This window comes from Georgenia soli (assembly GCF_002563695.1).
GTDB lineage: Bacteria > Actinomycetota > Actinomycetes > Actinomycetales > Actinomycetaceae > Georgenia > Georgenia soli.
Genome location: NZ_PDJI01000004.1, coordinates 3,338,803 through 3,355,954, shown reverse-complemented (window position 1 = coordinate 3,355,954; position 17,152 = coordinate 3,338,803). Strand labels below are relative to the sequence as shown.

10 protein-coding genes and 2 rRNA genes are annotated in these 17,152 nt (G+C 69.6%); 1 reads left to right on the top strand and 11 read right to left on the bottom strand.

The features are described from left to right. Positions 1 to 35 precede the first annotated feature (35 nt). From cimA to ATJ97_RS16395, 7 genes are all read right to left on the bottom strand, one after another. Positions 36 to 1,685, bottom strand: a complete 1,650-nt coding sequence (gene cimA, locus ATJ97_RS16425) for a citramalate synthase (RefSeq protein ID WP_098484650.1) — start codon at positions 1,683 to 1,685, stop codon at positions 36 to 38. Positions 1,686 to 2,180: 495 nt separating this feature from the next. Beyond that, positions 2,181 to 3,332: a branched-chain amino acid aminotransferase gene (locus ATJ97_RS16420; RefSeq protein ID WP_098484649.1), complete on the bottom strand. Its 1,152-nt coding sequence runs from the start codon at positions 3,330 to 3,332 to the stop codon at positions 2,181 to 2,183. A 123-nt stretch (positions 3,333 to 3,455) separates the two neighbouring features. Further along, positions 3,456 to 4,511, bottom strand: coding sequence for a 3-isopropylmalate dehydrogenase (locus ATJ97_RS16415; protein WP_098484648.1), 1,056 nt, complete (start codon positions 4,509 to 4,511; stop codon positions 3,456 to 3,458). Positions 4,512 to 4,802: 291 nt separating this feature from the next. Beyond that, a complete protein-coding gene (ilvC, locus tag ATJ97_RS16410) occupies positions 4,803 to 5,831 on the bottom strand; it encodes a ketol-acid reductoisomerase (RefSeq protein ID WP_098484647.1) in 1,029 nt (342 codons plus the stop codon). Positions 5,832 to 5,949: 118 nt separating this feature from the next. Next, entirely contained in the window at positions 5,950 to 6,477 is a 528-nt protein-coding gene (gene ilvN / locus ATJ97_RS16405) for an acetolactate synthase small subunit (RefSeq protein WP_098484646.1), read from the bottom strand. A gap of 10 nt (positions 6,478 to 6,487) precedes the next feature. Further along, entirely contained in the window at positions 6,488 to 8,335 is a 1,848-nt protein-coding gene (locus tag ATJ97_RS16400) for an acetolactate synthase large subunit (RefSeq protein ID WP_098484645.1), read from the bottom strand. A 254-nt stretch (positions 8,336 to 8,589) separates the two neighbouring features. Beyond that, entirely contained in the window at positions 8,590 to 9,279 is a 690-nt protein-coding gene (locus ATJ97_RS16395; protein WP_098484644.1) for a 4a-hydroxytetrahydrobiopterin dehydratase, read from the bottom strand. A 240-nt stretch (positions 9,280 to 9,519) separates the two neighbouring features. On the opposite strand from ATJ97_RS16395, the gene ATJ97_RS16390 reads away from it, so the two are divergent. Beyond that, positions 9,520 to 11,091 (top strand): aspartate:alanine exchanger family transporter, encoded by a 1,572-nt coding sequence (locus ATJ97_RS16390; protein ID WP_098484643.1) that lies wholly within the window; start codon positions 9,520 to 9,522, stop codon positions 11,089 to 11,091. Between the two features lie 74 nt (positions 11,092 to 11,165). Here ATJ97_RS16390 and ATJ97_RS16385 read toward each other — a convergent pair whose 3' ends face one another. The 4 genes from ATJ97_RS16385 to ATJ97_RS16370 form a co-directional block, all read right to left on the bottom strand. Beyond that, positions 11,166 to 11,369: a DUF4177 domain-containing protein gene (locus ATJ97_RS16385; RefSeq protein ID WP_098484642.1), complete on the bottom strand. Its 204-nt coding sequence runs from the start codon at positions 11,367 to 11,369 to the stop codon at positions 11,166 to 11,168. 369 nt (positions 11,370 to 11,738) lie between these two features. Further along, positions 11,739 to 13,448, bottom strand: a complete 1,710-nt coding sequence (gene ilvD / locus ATJ97_RS16380) for a dihydroxy-acid dehydratase (protein ID WP_098484641.1) — start codon at positions 13,446 to 13,448, stop codon at positions 11,739 to 11,741. 272 nt (positions 13,449 to 13,720) lie between these two features. Continuing rightward, a 5S ribosomal RNA gene (gene rrf / locus ATJ97_RS16375) occupies positions 13,721 to 13,837 on the bottom strand. Positions 13,838 to 13,945: 108 nt separating this feature from the next. Then, positions 13,946 to 17,053, bottom strand: a 23S ribosomal RNA gene (locus ATJ97_RS16370). Positions 17,054 to 17,152 lie beyond the last annotated feature (99 nt).

Below are 17,152 nucleotides of genomic sequence, written 5' to 3'. Positions count from 1 at the left end.
CCGCCGACGGTCCGGCGCCGCCTTGCCGCCGGGGCTCAGCGCGGCTCGACGCCGCGGTGCAGCAGCCCCCAGACGATCGAGTCCGTCAGCGCCTCCCAGCTGGCCTCGATGATGTTCGTGCCCACGCCCACCGTGGACCAGCTCTCGTGGCCGTCCGAGGTCTCGATGAGGACCCGGATGATCGCGTCGGTGCCCTGCTGGCTGTCGAGGATGCGGACCTTGTAGTCGATGAGCTCGAAGTCCTCGATCTCCGGGTAGGTGCCCACCAGCGCGGCGCGCAGGGCGTGGTCGAGGGCGTTGACGGGGCCGTTGCCCTCGCCGGTGCTGATCATCCGGCCCTGCCCGGTGCGCAGCTTGACCGTCGCCTCGGAGTCCACCTGGCCGTCCGCACCGGGCCGGTGCTCGACGAAGGTGCGCCAGCTCTCGACGTCGAAGAAGCGGGGCGGGCGTCCGCCGTCGAGCTCGGCGCGCAGCAGCAGCTCGAAGGAGGCGTCGGCGGCGTCGTAGGTGTACCCGGCGGCCTCCGCCTCCTTCACCCGCGTGGTCACGCGGGTCAGGAGCTCGGACTGCCCGGCGAGGTCGAAGCCGAGCTCGCGGCCCTTGAGCTCGATGGAGGCGCGCCCGGCCATCTCCGAGACCAGCATGCGCATGTCGTTGCCGACGGCGACCGGGTCGATGTGCTGGTACAGGTCCGGGTCCACCCGGATGGCCGAGGCGTGCAGCCCCGCCTTGTGGGCGAACGCGGAGGCGCCGACGTAGGGCTGGCGCGCGTAGGGGCTGATGTTGGTGATCTCGGAGATGGCGTGGGCGATGCGGCTCGCCTCGGCCAGCCCGTCGCCCGCGAGGGTGCGGGCCCCGCCCTTGAGCTCGAGGTTCGCCACGCACGTGATGAGGTCGGCGTTGCCGGTCCGCTCGCCGTAGCCGTTCACCGTGCCCTGCACGTGCCCGGCACCGGCGGCGACGGCGGCGAGGGAGTTGGCGACGGCGCACCCGGAGTCGTTGTGGGCGTGGATCCCCAGCCGCCCGTCGGTGGCCGCGCGGACCTCGGTCACCACCTGGCTCACCCAGTCCGGCAGCATGCCGCCGTTGGTGTCGCAGAGGACGACGGTCGCGGCGCCCGCCTCGAACGCCGTCCGCACGCAGGCGAGGGCGTAGTCACGGTCGTAGCGGTACCCGTCGAAGAAGTGCTCCGCGTCGAGGACGACCTCGCGCCCCAGCCCCACGAGGTAGCGCACCGTGGCCGCGATCATCCGCAGGTTCTCCTGCCCGTCGGTGCGCAGCGCCCGCTCGACGTGCCGGATGTCCGACTTGGCGACCAGCGTGACCACCGGCGCCTCGGACTCGACCAGGGCCTGCACCTGCGGGTCGTCGTGCGGCTGGGCGCCTGCCTTGCAGGTGGACCCGAACGCCGCGAGCCGGGCGTGCCGCAGGTCGAGCTCCTTGGCGGCGCGGGCGAAGAACTCGGTGTCCTTGGGGATCGCGCCCGGCCAGCCGCCCTCGATGTAGCCCACGCCCAGCTCGTCGAGCAGCGCCGCGATGGCGAGCTTGTCGGCGACGGAGAGGTTCATCCCCTCCTGCTGGGCGCCGTCGCGCAGGGTGGTGTCGTAGACCTGGACGACGTCGGTCGCGGGCTCGTGCCCGGCGGCCGGGCGGGCGAGGCCCGAGGTGGCTGCGGCGGATGACATGCGGTGCTCCTTGCACGGGGCCGCGCTGGGGCGGCCGGCGGTGGTCCCTGCGACGGCCGCCCCGCTGGCCGGTGGGGGTGGTGCCGGTACCGGTCGCCGTCGGGACCTGCCCGGCGGCTGCGTCGCCGGGAGGGGTGGCCCCGGCAACAAAAAGACCTCCCGGGTACGGGAGGTCTGCGCGTCGGACGGGTGTGCCCGACGCGCTAGCCGATAATCAGCTGGGGCTGCGTCACGCGGCCAGTGTGCCACAGCCCACGGGGGCGTGTCCCCGACCCGGCCACCATGCGGACCGCACCGCCCCGCCTCAGGGGCCGGCCTGCCTCTAGTGGGCGCACCGCCTCGTCCGACTGCGGACGCTCCGCCGCCTCGCGGCGGACCGCACCGCCCCGCGCGACGACGGCGGCGGCAGGCTCCGCCGTCGTCCCGCACGTCCCCCGGAGGCACCGTGCTCGGGCTCCCTCGCGAGAGAGGCCGACCACGGGGTGCGGGGCGCCGTCAGACCAGGCGGTACATCCAGGAGTGCGGGTCCTCGCGGCGCCCGTACTGGATGTCGGTCAGGGTCGTGTACAGCTCGGTGGTCACCGCGCCGGGCCGACCGTCGGCGACCGTGACGTCGAAGCCCTCCCCCGCGAGGCGGCCGATCGGCGTGATGACGGCGGCGGTGCCGCAGGCGAAGGTCTCGGCCACCTCGCCGGAGCGGATCTCCTCGAGCAGCGTGGCGAGCTCGATGGTCTCCTCCCGCACGGTGCGTCCGGCGTCGCGCAGCAGCTGCAGGATCGCGGCGCGGGTGCCGCCCTCGAGGATGGTGCCGGTCAGGGCCGGCGTGCGGACCGTGCCGTCGGCGTCGACGACGAACACGTTCATCCCGCCGAGCTCCTCGAGGTGCGTACCCGTCGCGGCGTCGAGGAAGCAGACCTGCTCGAAGCCCTTGTCGTAGGCCTCCTGCTGGGGCAGCAGCGACGCGGCGTAGTTGCCGCCGGTCTTCGCGGCGCCCATGCCGCCGGGGCCGACGCGGTGGTAGTCCTGCGCGACCCAGATGGAGACCGGCTGGAAGCCGTGGGTGAAGTACGGGCCCACCGGGGAGGCGATGAGGAGGTACTCCAGCTCGTGGGCGGAGCGGACGCCGAGGAACGGCTCGGTGGCGATCATGAACGGCCGCAGGTACAGGCTGGAGCCGGGCACGGACGGGACCCAGCGCGCGTCGACGGCGGTCAGCGCGGCGAGGGAGGCGACGAAGTCCTCCTCGGGCAGCTCGGGCATGGCCAGGCGCCTGGCGGAGGCGTTGAAGCGGGCGGCGTTGAACCCGGGCCGGAAGGTCCAGACGGAGCCGTCGGCGTGGCGGTACGCCTTGAGGCCCTCGAAGATCTCCTGGCCGTAGTGGAGCACGGCGGCCGCGGGCGAGAGCGTGAGGGGGCCGAACGACTCGGTGCGGTGCTCGTGCCAGCCGCGTGCGGGCGTCCAGCGGGCGCGGACCATGTGGTCGGTGAAGGCGACGCCGAAGGACAGGCTGCCCATGACGGTGTCGACGTCGGCGTCGGACGCCGGGGCGGGGTTGCTGGTGAGCGGGAAACGGGCGGCGAGCTCAGCGGCGGCGGGCAGTTCGGCGGCGGAGAGCCCGGTCAGCGTGGTGACCTGCGAGGTGCTCATGAGGACCTTCTCGGGAGATGGGAGTGCTGGGGAGACCGTAACGCCGACGGCCCGCCGGCGTCAGGGCCGGCGGGCTGGCGCGGAGGTCACGGCGGCTGGGCCGTGCGGGAGGGCGCCCGGCGGTCAGGCCGGTACTCGCGCCGCCGCGCGTGCGGCGAGCGCGTCGCCGACGGCGGAGGTGGAGCGGGGGGTCCCGTCCCGCTCGGCGATGTCCGCGGCGACGGCGTCGGAGACGCGGCGTGCCTCGTCGGTCAGGCCGAGGTGCTCGAGCAGCAGTGCCACGGAGAGGACGGTGGCCGTGGGGTCGGCCTTGCCCTGGCCGGCGATGTCCGGCGCGGAGCCGTGCACGGGCTCGAACATCGAGGGCGTGGTGCGCTCGGGGTTGATGTTGCCCGAGGCGGCCAGCCCGATGCCGCCGCTGATGGCGGCGGCGAGGTCGGTGATGATGTCGCCGAAGAGGTTGTCGGTCACGATGACGTCGAAGCGCGTGGGGTCGGTGACCAGGTAGATGGTGGCGGCGTCCACGTGCGCGTAGTCGACGGTGACGTCGGGGTACTCGGCGCCGACGGCCTCGACGGTGCGCCGCCACAGGTGGCCGGCGTGGACGAGGACGTTGTGCTTGTGGACCAGGGTCAGCTTCTTGCGCGGCCGGGCCTGGGCGCGGGCGAAGGCGTCGCGCACGACGCGCTCGACGCCGAACGCGGTGTTGACCGAGACCTCGTTGGCCACCTCGTGCGGGGTGCCGACGCGGATGGCGCCGCCGTTGCCGACGTAGGGCCCCTCCGTGCCCTCGCGCACGACGACGAAGTCGACGTCGCCGGGGGTCGCCAGCGGCGTGGGCACGCCCGGGTAGAGGCGGGCCGGGCGCAGGTTGACGTAGTGGTCGAGCGCGAAGCGCAGCTTCAGCAGCAGACCGCGCTCGAGCACGCCGGAGGGCACGGACGGGTCCCCGATGGCGCCGAGCAGGATGGCGTCGTGCTCGCGGATCGCGGCCAGGTCCTCGTCGGTGAGGGTCTCGCCGGTGCGGTGCCAGCGCTGGGCGCCGAGGTCGAACTCGGTGCGCTCCACCGTGACGTCGGAGCCGGCGAGAACGGTGTCGAGGACCTTGAGCCCCTCGGCGACCACCTCGGGCCCGATTCCGTCGCCCGCCACCACTGCCAGCCTGATCGTGCGCGTCATGGGCCTGAACCTACCTTCTCGGTCCACCTGGCGGGACCCTGATCTCGTTATTTGAACACTACCGTAGAAGCGCCCGGCCGTCGGCGCCCGGCCGCGGGCCGGCGGTGCATCCCCCGGCGCTGAGGCGCACTGCCCCTCCGCGGCGCTGAGGCGCAGTGCCTCTCCCGGCGCGCACGCGTAGCGCCCACTCCTCGGCGAGGTGGAGCCGAGAAGACCAACGGTGAGGCGTCGGTGCGCGATCCGCACCAAAGCCTCACCGTTGTCAGCCCTCGCGAGGCAGCCCGGCCTGCGTCAGCGGCCGACCTGGCCCTCGACGTAGTCCGCGTCGCGGGAGTCCGTCCAGGCGAACAGCTTGCGCAGCTCGCGGCCGGTGGTCTCGATCGGGTGGCCCTCACCCTTGGCGCGCAGCTCCTTGAACTCCGGCGCTCCGGCGTCCTGGTCCTTGATGAACCGCTCGGCGAAGGCGCCCGACTGGACGTCGGCGAGGACCTTCTTCATGTTCTCCTTCACCTCGGGGGTGATGACCCGCGGGCCGGAGACGTAGTCGCCGTACTCGGCGGTGTCGGAGACGGACCAGCGCTGCTTGGAGATGCCGCCCTCCCAGATGAGGTCGACGATCAGCTTCATCTCGTGCAGCACCTCGAAGTAGGCGATCTCCGGCTGGTAGCCGGCCTCGGTGAGCACCTCGAAGCCGTTCTGGATGAGGGCCGAGACACCGCCGCACAGCACGGCCTGCTCGCCGAAGAGGTCGGTCTCCGTCTCCTCGGTGAAGGTCGTCCTGATGCCGGCGGCGCGCAGGCCGCCGATCGCCTTGGCGTAGCTGAGCGCGACGTCCCAGGCGTGGCCCGAGGCGTCCTGCTCGACGGCGACGATCACCGGGACGCCGCGGCCGGCCTCGTACTCGCGGCGGACTGTGTGGCCCGGGCCCTTGGGGGCGACCATGGCGATGTCGTGCCCGGCGGAGGGCTTGATGTAGCCGAAGCGGATGTTGAAGCCGTGGGCGAAGAAGATCGCGGCGTCGTCCTTGAGGTTGGGCTCGATCTCCTCGGCGTAGACCTTCCGCTGGGCCTGGTCCGGCGTGAGGATCATGACGACGTCCGCCGCCTTGACGGCGTCGGCGACGGTGGCGACCTTCAGGCCCTGCTCCTCGGCCTTGGCCCGGGAGGAGGAGCCCTCACGCAGGCCGACGACGACGTCGACGCCGGAGTCGCGCAGGTTCAGCGCGTGCGCGTGCCCCTGGCTTCCGTAGCCGATGATGGCGACCTTCTTGGACTGGATGACGGACAGGTCGGCGTCGTCGTCGTAGAAAAGCTCGGCCACGGTGGTTCTCCTTCGGTTCGGGACTTGCTGGTGTGCGTCTGGACTGCGGGTCCGGCGTGCCCGCGGGCGTTGCGCCGGCTCGGGGCGCCGCCGGACCGGCCGGCGGCGCCCGTGGGGATCAGGCGGGCCGGACGGCGCGCTCGACCGCCCGGTCGGTCATCGAGCGCGAGCCGCGGGCGATGGCGACGGCGCCGGACTGGACGATCTCGCGCACGCCGTGCGGCTCGAGCGCGGTCAGCAGGGCGCGGATCTTGTTCTCCGACCCGGTGGCCTCGATGGTTACCGCGTCAGGGGCGACGTCGACGACGTGCGCGCGGAAGAGCTCGACGACCTGGAGGACGGCGGTCCGGGAGGCGTCGTCGGCCCGCACCTTGACGAGCAGGAGCTCGCGCTGGACGGACGTGTCGGGCTCGAGCTCGACGATCTTGAGGACGTTGACGAGCTTGTTGAGCTGCTTGGTCACCTGCTCCAGGGGCAGCTCCGCGGCGTCGACGACCACGGTGATCCGGGAGATCTCCGGGTGCTCCGTCGGGCCCACGGCCAGGGAGTGGATGTTGAAGGCGCGCCTGGCGAAGAGGGCCGACACGCGCGTGAGGACGCCCGGCTTGTTCTCCACCAGGACCGAGAGGGTGTGCCTGCTGCTCATCTGTCGTTCCTCACTCGTCGCGGTCCCACGCCGGGGTGATCCCGCGTGCGTACTGGATGTCGTCGTTGCTCACGCCGGCGGCCACCATCGGCCAGACCATCGCGTCGCGGCTGACCACGAAGTCGACGACGACGGGCTGGTCGTCGATCTCCATGGCCCGCTTGATGGTGGCGTCGACGTCGGCGGTCGAGGTGCACCGCAGGCCGACGCAGCCGTAGGCCTCGGCGAGCTTGACGAAGTCCGGGATGTGCTTGGTCTCGTGCCCGGTGTGCAGGTCGGTGTGGGAGTAGCGGCCCTCGTAGAAGAGGGTCTGCCACTGCCGCACCATGCCGAGCGAGGAGTTGTTGATCAGGGCGACCTTGATCGGGATCTCCTCCAGGGCGCAGGTGGCCAGCTCCTGGTTGGTCATCTGGAAGCAGCCGTCGCCGTCGATGGCCCACACCGTGGCGTCGGGCCGGCCGACCTTGGCGCCCATGGCGGCCGGGACGGCGTAGCCCATCGTCCCGAGCCCGCCGGAGTTGAGCCAGGTGCGGGGGTGCTCGTAGCTGATGAACTGCGCGGCCCACATCTGGTGCTGCCCGACGCCGGAGACGTAGATGCTCTCCGGCCCCGAGATCTCCCCGAGCCGGGAGATGACGTGCTGCGGGGCCATGAGGCCGTCCTCGGTGGGCGCCCAGCCGAGCGGGTAGGTGTGGCGCAGCTCGTCCAGCTGCTGCCACCAGCCCTCCAGGTCCGGCTGCCCGTGCTGGGCGTGGGCGGCCCTCAGCTCGACGGTCAGGTCGGTGACGACCTCCTTGAGGTCACCCACGATCGGCACGTCCGCCGTGCGGTTCTTCGAGATCTCGGCGGGGTCGATGTCCGCGTGGACGATCGTCGCTCTCGGGGCGAAGCTGTCGAGCCGGCCGGTGACGCGGTCGTCGAAGCGGGCGCCGAGCGCGACGATGAGGTCGGCCTTCTGCAGCGCCGCCACCGCGGGCACCGTGCCGTGCATGCCGGGCATGCCGAGGTTCTGCGGGTGCGAGTCGGGCACCACGCCGCGGGCCATGAGCGTGGTGACGACGGCGGCACCCGAGAGGTTGACCAGCTCCGCCAGCTCGCGGGCCGCGTTCGCGCGGACGGCGCCGCCGCCGACGTACAGGACCGGCCTGCGGGCCGTGGCGAGCAGCCGGGCCGCCTCACGGACCTGCCGGGCGTGCGGCTTGGTGACGGGGTGGTACCCGGGCAGGTCCATCCTGGGCGGCCAGACGAAGTCGGAGGTCGCCTGCTGGGCGGACTTCGCGATGTCGACGAGCACCGGGCCGGGCCGGCCGGTCGAGGCGATGTGGAAGGCCTCCGCGATGCGGGCGGGGATCTCGTCGGGGTCGGTGACGAGGAAGGAGTGCTTCGTCAGCGGCATGGTGGCGCCGACGATGTCCGCCTCCTGGAAGGCGTCGGTGCCGATCATCGAGGCCCCGACCTGCCCCGTGATGGCGACGAGCGGCACGGAGTCCATGTGCGCGTCGGCCAGCGGGGTGATGAGGTTGGTCGCGCCGGGACCGGAGGTCGCCATGCACACGCCCACGCGCCCGGTGGCCGCGGCGTACCCGGTCGCGGCGTGCCCCGCGCCCTGCTCGTGGCGGACGAGGATGTGCCGCAGCTTGGTGGAGTCGTACAGCGGGTCGTAGGTGGGCAGGATCGCTCCGCCCGGCATGCCGAAGATCGTGTCGACGCCCTGTTCCTCCAGTGCCCGGACGATGTTGCGGGCGCCCGTGGAGGGCTCGGTGATCTTCGTGCGCGGCGCTACCGCGGGGGCCACCCGGACGGGAGAGGCCGCCGGTGCGGCGGGGCGTGGGGGCGCCGGGTGCGGTGCCTTGGCCATCGTGTGCCTCCTGAGGTCGGGCGGTCGTGCTGACGTGGTGCCGTGCCGGGCATGAAAAAACCCCTCGTCCCGGCAGGGAGGTCGAGGGGTGCGCGCAGCGGTTCCCGGCTCAGCGGGCTGCTGCGCGCGAAGGAAGTACTACGGTCCGGAACGGCATGGTCCTCACCATAGCCCCGACGTGCGGCACACGTCACGTCCGCTCGGTGTCGTCTCACATCGTGGAGAACGGATCCGCTTCGTGGACGCCGGGGCCGTCAGTCGTCGCGCCCCTGCCACGTGCACACGCACGCCTCGTTGCCCTCGGGGTCGGCCAGCACCCACCACGACGGCGCGTAGACATCGGTGACGAGGTGGCCGCCGGCGGCCAGCGCGGCGCGGACCCGGGTCTCGGCCTCGTCGTGCGGGACGTGGACGTCGACATGGATCCGCCCCCGCCCTGGCCGCGGGGCATCCATCTGCTGGAACCACACACCTGGTGCCCGTGCGTCCGGGTCCTCGAGGTCCACCGAGCCTGCCTCGTGCGCCGGCTCACCCTCCGCCGTCGGCGTCGGCCTCGGCCGGTAGCCCAGGACTGCCTCCCAGAAAGGCATCACCGCAGGGATGTCCAGGGCGTCGATCGCGATCTCCACCGAGCGGGGCCGCGACGGCTCCGCCTCGACGTCCATCGCCGCCGCAGCCTCGCTGATGCGTCCCGCGAGCGTGACGTCCCGCTCGGTCAGGCCGTGCACGGCATGGGTCGTCAGGGTGACGTGGACGCGGTAGTAGCGCAGGTCGACGTCGGGGTGGTGGTTCAGCTCCTCGGCGACCTCACCGATCCGGCGCACCAGCTCGATGCCCCGGGTCATCGACCTGGTGCGGAAGGACCCGTGGAGCCTGCCCGCCAGCACCCGCCAGTCCTGCAGCCCCGGCCGGGACTGGACGTCGTCGTCCTTGAGAACCTTCATGCGTGCAGCGTGACACGCTGCCGGACGGCCGTCGAGGGAGAACGTCGCGGGCCGGGCCACGTGGCGACGGCTGCCAGCCGGAGCGGTCCGCCAACGTCGCGAGCGGCGCGTGCGCGGCGGGGTGACCTACGCGACACGGCACCCGTGACCTCCTGCCCGGCAGCACCGGACGAACCACCCGATAACGTCGTACCGACGCCGGTGCAGACCGTTGCACCGCACCCCCAGGGAGCCATCAGCATGCTCGCGACGCTCGCCGCCCAGCCCCTCGTCCTGCTCTTCCTCGTCGTAGGCGTGGGGGCGCTGGTGGGCAGGGTGAGCGTCCGCGGCATCTCCCTCGGCGCCGCCGCCGTCCTCTTCACAGCCATCGCGCTCGGCGCCTGGGGCGCGAGCCAGGGCCTCCAGCTCGCGATCCCCCCGGTGGTGGGCTCCCTCGGGCTCGCTCTCTTCGCCTTCGTCACCGGCATCTCCTCGGGGCCGAACTTCTTCCACGCGCTCCGCACCGCCTGGCCGCTGATGCTCGCCGTCGCGCTGGCGCTGACGGCCGGCGCCGGGACCGCCGTCGGGCTGGGCACGGCGCTCGGGCTCGGTCCCGAGACGGTGGCGGGCACCTTCGCGGGGGCGCTGACGAACACGCCCGCCCTGGCGGCGGCCGGCGGGACACCCGAGGCCACGGTCGGGTACTCCGTCGCCTACCTCTTCGGGGTGCTGGGCATGCTCGTGGTCTGCTCGCTCGCACTGCGCCACCGGGGGCGGGACACCGACGCCCCCTCCCCCGTCGTCGACCGTACCGTGCGGGTGGACCGTGACGACCGACCGACCGTGGCCCAGATCCAGCAGAGGCACGGCGGGGAGCTTCGCTTCTCGCGCATCCGGCACACGGAGGAGGGGCCCGCCGAACCGGTCACGTCCGAGCACGTTCTCGCGCGCGGCGACGTCGTGACGGTGGTCGGACCTCAGGCCGTGGTGGGGGCCGCTGTCGCCGACCTCGGGCACCTCTCCTCGCACGATCTCGTGGCCGACCGCAGCCGTCTGGACAACCGGCGCATCACGATCTCCACCCTGGCTCACGCCGGCAGGACGGTCGCGCAGCTCGGGCTGGAGGAGAAGTTCCAGGCCACGGTCGTCCGGGTGCGCCGCGGCGACGTCGACCAGGTCGCGGTGCCGGGCATGGTGCTCCAGCTCGGCGACCGCGTCCGCGTCGTCGCGCCGAGAGAGCGAATCGCCGACGTGACGTCTTACCTCGGTGACTCCGCGCGCGGCCTGTCGGACATCAACCCGGCTGCGCTCGGCCTCGGCCTCGTGGCCGGCCTGCTGCTGGGCGAGCTGCCGGTGCCCGTGCCGGGCGGCGGAACCTTCACGATCGGCGCGGCCGCCGGCACGCTCCTGGTGGGCCTCGTGATGGGTCGGGTCGGCCGGATCGGCCCCGTCGTGACGTCGCTGCCCCACACGGCGACGGCGGTGCTCTCGGAGATCGGCCTGCTGATCTTCCTGGCCTACGCGGGGGCGAACGCCGGCGGCCAGATCCTCAACGCGTTCGACTCGGGCGACGTCGTGAGCATCCTGGTGCTCGGGGCCGCGGTCACCGCCGTGGTGGGAGCCTCGCTGTACGTGTCCATGCGGTGGGGGTTCCGGTCCGGCGGCACCCGTCTCTCCGGCATCATCGCCGGGGCCCAGACGCAGCCCGCCCTGCTGGCCTTCGCAAACGGCCGCACCGGCCACGACCCCCGGGTCGCGCTGGGCTACGCCCTCGTCTACCCGACCGCGATGGTCGTCAAGATCCTGCTGGCACAGGTGCTCGGCGGCCTGTGACGGAAGGCGGGCGGCCGCGCGTCCCCCTGCGGCCGCGTCTCCCCCGGCGGCCGGTCGTCCCGGGGCCGTCTCCCTCAGGAGGCGGGGCGTTCGAAGGTGACGAGGATGCCCTCGACACCACCGGGGCCGACCCGGCCCTTCACGTCCGTGGCGGTGATCGCCTTGAGCTGCCAGCCCTGGCGGGCGTGGTCGTTCAGCGTCTTCTCCAGCTTGTCGCCCGAGATCTTGCCACCGATCATGCCCTCGCGGAGCTGGACGACCTTGTACTCGTACCGCATTGCCTTCTCCTTCACTGCGTCCTCCTTGGGTGGTCCGCCCCGGTGGAACGAACGGCGCGCCGCGGGGTTCCGCGGGCGGTTCTCGCAAGGCGCCCCGCCGGCTCCTGCGACGGTACGGCACCGGCTTCCTTCTGGGACCGCGAACGGGGTGCGGGAGCGAACCGCTCGGCGCCGGACCGCACCGCGCGCCACGGGCCACGGACCACGGGCCACGGGCCACGGGCCACGGACCACGGACCACAGGCCACGGGCCACGGGCCACGACCGGACGACATCGCTTCCGGCACGCCACCGGGCCCCGACAGCAGGACAGCCCGCCCCGTGGCGGGGCGGGCCGTCCTGGTCCGGGCCGTGAGCGGCAGCCGTGGGCTACTCGAGGATCGCTCCACGGGACGCGGACTTGACCAGCTTCGTGTACTTGCCGAGGACGCCGCGCGTGAACTTGGGGGGCAGGGGCTCCCACCCTTCCCGACGGCGCGCAAGCTCGTCCTCGTCGACGAGGAGATCCAGCGTGCCGGCGGCGACGTCGAGGCGGATCCGGTCGCCGTCGCGCACGAACGCGATCGGGCCGCCGTCGACCGCCTCCGGCGCGATGTGCCCGACGCACAGGCCCGTCGTCCCGCCGGAGAAACGGCCGTCGGTCATGAGGAGCACGTCCTTGCCGAGGTCGGCGCCCTTGATCGCCCCGGTGATGGCGAGCATCTCGCGCATGCCCGGGCCGCCCTTGGGGCCCTCGTACCGGATGACGACGACGTCACCGTGCGTGATGGTGCCGTCCTCCAGCGCGTCCATCGCGGCGCGCTCCCGGTCGAAGACCCGCGCGGTCCCCTCGAACACGTCCGTCTCGAACCCGGCCGACTTCACCACGGCACCCTCGGGGGCGAGCGAGCCGTGCAGGACGGTGATGCCACCGGTGGCGGCGATCGGCTCCTCGGTGGAGCGCAGCACCTTCCCGTCGGGCCTGGGCGGGCTCAGCCGCTCGAGGTTCTCCGCGACGGTCCTGCCGGTCACCGTCAGGCAGTCGCCGTCCAGCAGGCCGGCGTCGAGCAGCTGCTTCATGACGACCTGGATTCCGCCGACCCGGTCGACGTCGTTCATGACGTACTGGCCGTACGGCTTGAGGTTCGCGATGTGCGGCACCTTCGCGCCGATGCGCGCGAAGTCGTCCAGCGTGAGGTCGACGTCGGCCTCGTGAGCGATCGCGAGGAGGTGCAGGACCGCGTTGGTGGAGCCGCCGAAGGCCTGGACAACGGCGATGGCGTTCTCGAAGGCAGCCTTGGTCATGATGTCCCGGCTGGTGATCCCCTGGCGCAGGAGCTCGACGACAGCCTCCCCGGCGCGACGTGCGTCGGCGTCGCGCCGACGGTCGGCGGAGGGCGGTGTGGCGGAGCCGGGAATCGACATGCCGATGGCCTCGGCGACGGTCGCCATCGTGTTCGCGGTGTAGTAGCCACCGCAGGCGCCCTCGCCCGGGCAGATCGCACGCTCGATGCGGTCCACGTCCTCGCGGCTCATCAGGCCGCGGGAGCAGGCGCCGACCGCCTCGAAGGCGTCGATGATGGTGACGTCCTTCTCGGTGCCGTCCGAGAGCTTGACCCAGCCCGGCATGATCGTGCCGGCGTAGATGAACACGCTCGCGAGGTCGAGGCGGGCGGCCGCCATGAGCATGCCGGGCAGCGACTTGTCGCACCCGGCGAGCAGGACCGACCCGTCGAGCCGCTCCGCCATCATCACGGTCTCGACCGAGTCCGCGATGACGTCCCTCGAGACGAGAGAGAAGTGCATGCCCTCGTGCCCCATGGAGATGCCGTCCGACACCGAGATCGTCCCGAACTCCAGCGGGAAGCCACCGCCCGCGTGGACGCCGTCCTTCGCGGCCTGGGCCAGCCGGTCGAGCGACAGGTTGCACGGCGTGATCTCGTTCCACGAGCTCGCGATCCCGATCTGCGGCTTCGCGAAGTCCTCGTCGCCCATGCCGACGGCGCGCAGCATCCCGCGTGACGCGGTCGCTTCGAGGCCGTCGGTCACCGTGCGGCTGCGGGGTTTGATGTCCGGTGCGGACTTGGCGTCAGTGCTCATGCGCCGAGTCTAGGACCGGCCCTCAGCCGCTCACGGCCACGGGCCGAACTTCGGGACGGCGGCGGCGGATCTTGCGCCGCCTGCCAAAGGTCGTCGCCCGCGCACAAGGCAGATCTTGCGCCGCCCGCCGAAGGTCGCCGCCCGCCAATGGTCGTTGCCCGCACACGGTGAACCTCGCGCCGCCCGCCAATCCCTCTTCCGCACACAAGCAATGTGATCCGGAATGCAGAAATGGCCCTCACCTGGTGGTGAGGGCCATTTCTGGAATGGGTGTTCGGCGGTGTCCTACTCTCCCACACAGTCTCCCGTGCAGTACCATCGGCGCTGAGGGGCTTAGCTTCCGGGTTCGGAATGGGACCGGGCGTTTCCCCCTCGCTATGACCGCCGTAACTCTATGGAGATATCAGCCCCCGCCGAGGACGACGGGTGGTGCGTATCTCGGGAACCGCACAGTGGACGCGTAGCAATACTTCGTTTCTTCCAACACGTGTTGGTGTTGTGGCAAGTTGTCGGCCAATTAGTACCGGTCAGCTCCACGCGTTACCGCGCTTCCACGTCCGGCCTATCAACCCAGTGGTCTGCTGGGGGCCTTCCCACCCGTGGGTGGTGGAAACCTCATCTTGAAGCAGGCTTCCCGCTTAGATGCTTTCAGCGGTTATCCCTTCCGAACGTAGCCAACCAGCCATGCTCCTGGCGGAACAACTGGCACACCAGAGGTTCGTCCGTCCCGGTCCTCTCGTACTAGGGACAGCCCTTCTCAAGTTTCCTGCGCGCGCAGCGGATAGGGACCGAACTGTCTCACGACGTTCTAAACCCAGCTCGCGTACCGCTTTAATGGGCGAACAGCCCAACCCTTGGGACCTACTCCAGCCCCAGGATGCGACGAGCCGACATCGAGGTGCCAAACCATGCCGTCGATATGGACTCTTGGGCAAGATCAGCCTGTTATCCCCGGGGTACCTTTTATCCGTTGAGCGACGGCGCTTCCACAAGCCACCGCCGGATCACTAGTTCCGACTTTCGTCCCTGCTCGACCTGTCAGTCTCACAGTCAAGCTCCCTTGTGCACTTGCACTCGACACCTGATTGCCAACCAGGCTGAGGGAACCTTTGAGCGCCTCCGTTACATTTTAGGAGGCAACCGCCCCAGTTAAACTACCCACCAGGCACTGTCCCTGGTCCGGATCACGGACCGAGGTTAGATGTGCAGTACGACCAGAGTGGTATTTCAACGATGACTCCACACTCACTGGCGTGAATGCTTCACAGTCTCCCACCTATCCTACACAAGCCGTACCGAACACCAATACCAAGCTATAGTAAAGGTCCCGGGGTCTTTCCGTCCTGCTGCGCGAAACGAGCATCTTTACTCGTAGTGCAATTTCGCCGAGTTCGCGGTCGAGACAGCGGAGAAGTCGTTACGCCATTCGTGCAGGTCGGAACTTACCCGACAAGGAATTTCGCTACCTTAGGATGGTTATAGTTACCACCGCCGTTTACTGGGGCTTAAATTCTGAGCTTCGCCTTGCGGCTGACCCGTCCTCTTAACCTTCCAGCACCGGGCAGGCGTCAGTCCGTATACATCGTCTTGCGACTTCGCACGGACCTGTGTTTTTAGTAAACAGTCGCTTCTCCCTGGTCTCTGCGGCCCGAAAAGGCTAGCCAGCAAGTGGCCTCACCTCTCAGGCCCCCCTTCTCCCGAAGTTACGGGGGCATTTTGCCGAGTTCCTTAACCACGATTCTCTCGATCGCCTTGGTATTCTCTACCTGACCACCTGAGTCGGTTTCGGGTACGGGCGGCTAGTCCCTCGCGTCGAGGCTTTTCTCGGCAGCATAGGATCACCCTGCTTCCCCCATACGGGGTCACTGTCGGACCTGAGGCTGTGTGGGGTGCGGATTTGCCTGCACCCCGCCCTGCATCCTTAGACGTGCATTGCCATTAAGCACGCGGTGGCTACCTGTCTGCGTCACCCCTGTTAACACGCTTACCTACTACCGGATCGGGTCCCACGCGCCCCCGAGATCCCTCCCGAAGGAGGGAGGACGGGTTTGGGTGGTTAGCATCACCGGCCTCGGCATGGTCGGTCCTTCGCCGGTACGGGAATATCAACCCGTTGTCCATCGACTACGCCTGTCGGCCTCGCCTTAGGTCCCGACTTACCCAGGGCGGATTAACCTGGCCCTGGAACCCTTGGTCATTCGGCGGACGGGTTTCTCACCCGTCATTCGCTACTCATGCCTGCATTCTCACTCGTGTGGGATCCACCACTGGGTCACCCCGCAGCTTCACCTCCCACACGACGCTCCCCTACCCACCCGCGCCCCTGAACGTCCCTCGAGGGGACGCTGGGGTATGCGCGGATGCCACGGCTTCGGCGGTGTGCTTGAGCCCCGCTGAATTGTCGGCGCAGAATCACTTGACCAGTGAGCTATTACGCACTCTTTCAAGGGTGGCTGCTTCTAAGCCAACCTCCTGGTTGTCTGTGCAACTCCACATCCTTTCCCACTTAGCACACGCTTAGGGGCCTTAGCCGGTGGTCTGGGCTGTTTCCCTCTCGACTACGAACCTTATCGCCCGCAGTCTCACTGCCATGCTCTCACTTACCGGCATTCGGAGTTTGGTTGACGTCAGTAACCTTGTAGGGCCCATCGGCCATCCAGTAGCTCTACCTCCGGCAAGAAACACATGACGCTGCACCTAAATGCATTTCGGGGAGAACCAGCTATCACGGAGTTTGATTGGCCTTTCACCCCTACCCACAGGTCATCCCCTCAGTTTTCAACCTAAGTGGGTTCGGTCCTCCACACGCTCTTACACGTGCTTCAACCTGCCCATGGGTAGATCACTCCGCTTCGGGTCTAGAGCACGCGACTGAATCGCCCTGTTCGGACTCGCTTTCGCTACGGCTTCCCCACCCGGGTTAACCTCGCCACATGCCACTAACTCGCAGGCTCATTCTTCAAAAGGCACGCCGTCACCCCAGCTGTGGAGGCTCCGACGGATTGTAAGCATCCGGTTTCAGGTACTATTTCACTCCCCTCCCGGGGTACTTTTCACCTTTCCCTCACGGTACTTGTCCGCTATCGGTCACCAGGTAGTATTTAGGCTTACCAAGTGGTCTTGGCAGATTCACACGGGATTTCACGGGCCCCGTGCTACTCGGGATACCTGCAAGGAGGCCACGACGTTTCGTCTACGGGGGTCTCACCCACTCTGCCCGGCCTTCCCAGACCGTTCGACTACACCGCGACTTTCTCACTCCTCAACAGCCCGGCAGAACTGGTCAGCAGGTCCCACGACCCCGAAGGTGCAACGCCCGCCGGCTATCACACACCCCCGGTTTAGCCTCATCCGCTTTCGCTCGCCACTACTCACGGAATATCTCTTCCTGCGGGTACTGAGATGTTTCACTTCCCCGCGTTCCCCCCACACGCCCTATATATTCAGGCGCGGGTAACCAGACATGACTCTGGCCGGGTTTCCCCATTCGGACACCCTCGGATCACAGCTCGTTTGCCAGCTCCCCGAGGCTTATCGCAGGCTACAACGTCCTTCTTCGGCTCCTGGTGCCAAGGCATCCACCGAATGCTCTTAAAAACTTGACCACAAAAGATCAAAGATGCTCGCGTCCACTGTACAGTTCTCAAGCTACGCACCGACTCTCCCGCCCGAACCCACCACAAAAGCGGTAGGCAGGGCCAGGA

Excerpts from the sequence above, each read along its gene's own strand:
- ATJ97_RS16420 (WP_098484649.1), bottom strand. The coding sequence starts at position 3,332 with ATGAGCACCTCGCAGGTCACCACGCTGACCGGGCTCTCCGCCGCCGAA.
- ATJ97_RS16415 (WP_098484648.1), bottom strand. The coding sequence starts at position 4,511 with ATGACGCGCACGATCAGGCTGGCAGTGGTGGCGGGCGACGGAATCGGG.
- ATJ97_RS16390 (WP_098484643.1), top strand. The coding sequence starts at position 9,520 with ATGCTCGCGACGCTCGCCGCCCAGCCCCTCGTCCTGCTCTTCCTCGTC.
- ATJ97_RS16395 (WP_098484644.1), bottom strand. The coding sequence starts at position 9,279 with ATGAAGGTTCTCAAGGACGACGACGTCCAGTCCCGGCCGGGGCTGCAG.
- ilvD (WP_098484641.1), bottom strand. The coding sequence starts at position 13,448 with ATGAGCACTGACGCCAAGTCCGCACCGGACATCAAACCCCGCAGCCGC.
- ilvN (WP_098484646.1), bottom strand. The coding sequence starts at position 6,477 with ATGAGCAGCAGGCACACCCTCTCGGTCCTGGTGGAGAACAAGCCGGGC.
- ATJ97_RS16385 (WP_098484642.1), bottom strand. The coding sequence starts at position 11,369 with ATGCGGTACGAGTACAAGGTCGTCCAGCTCCGCGAGGGCATGATCGGT.
- cimA (WP_098484650.1), bottom strand. The coding sequence starts at position 1,685 with ATGTCATCCGCCGCAGCCACCTCGGGCCTCGCCCGCCCGGCCGCCGGG.
- ATJ97_RS16400 (WP_098484645.1), bottom strand. The coding sequence starts at position 8,335 with ATGGCCAAGGCACCGCACCCGGCGCCCCCACGCCCCGCCGCACCGGCG.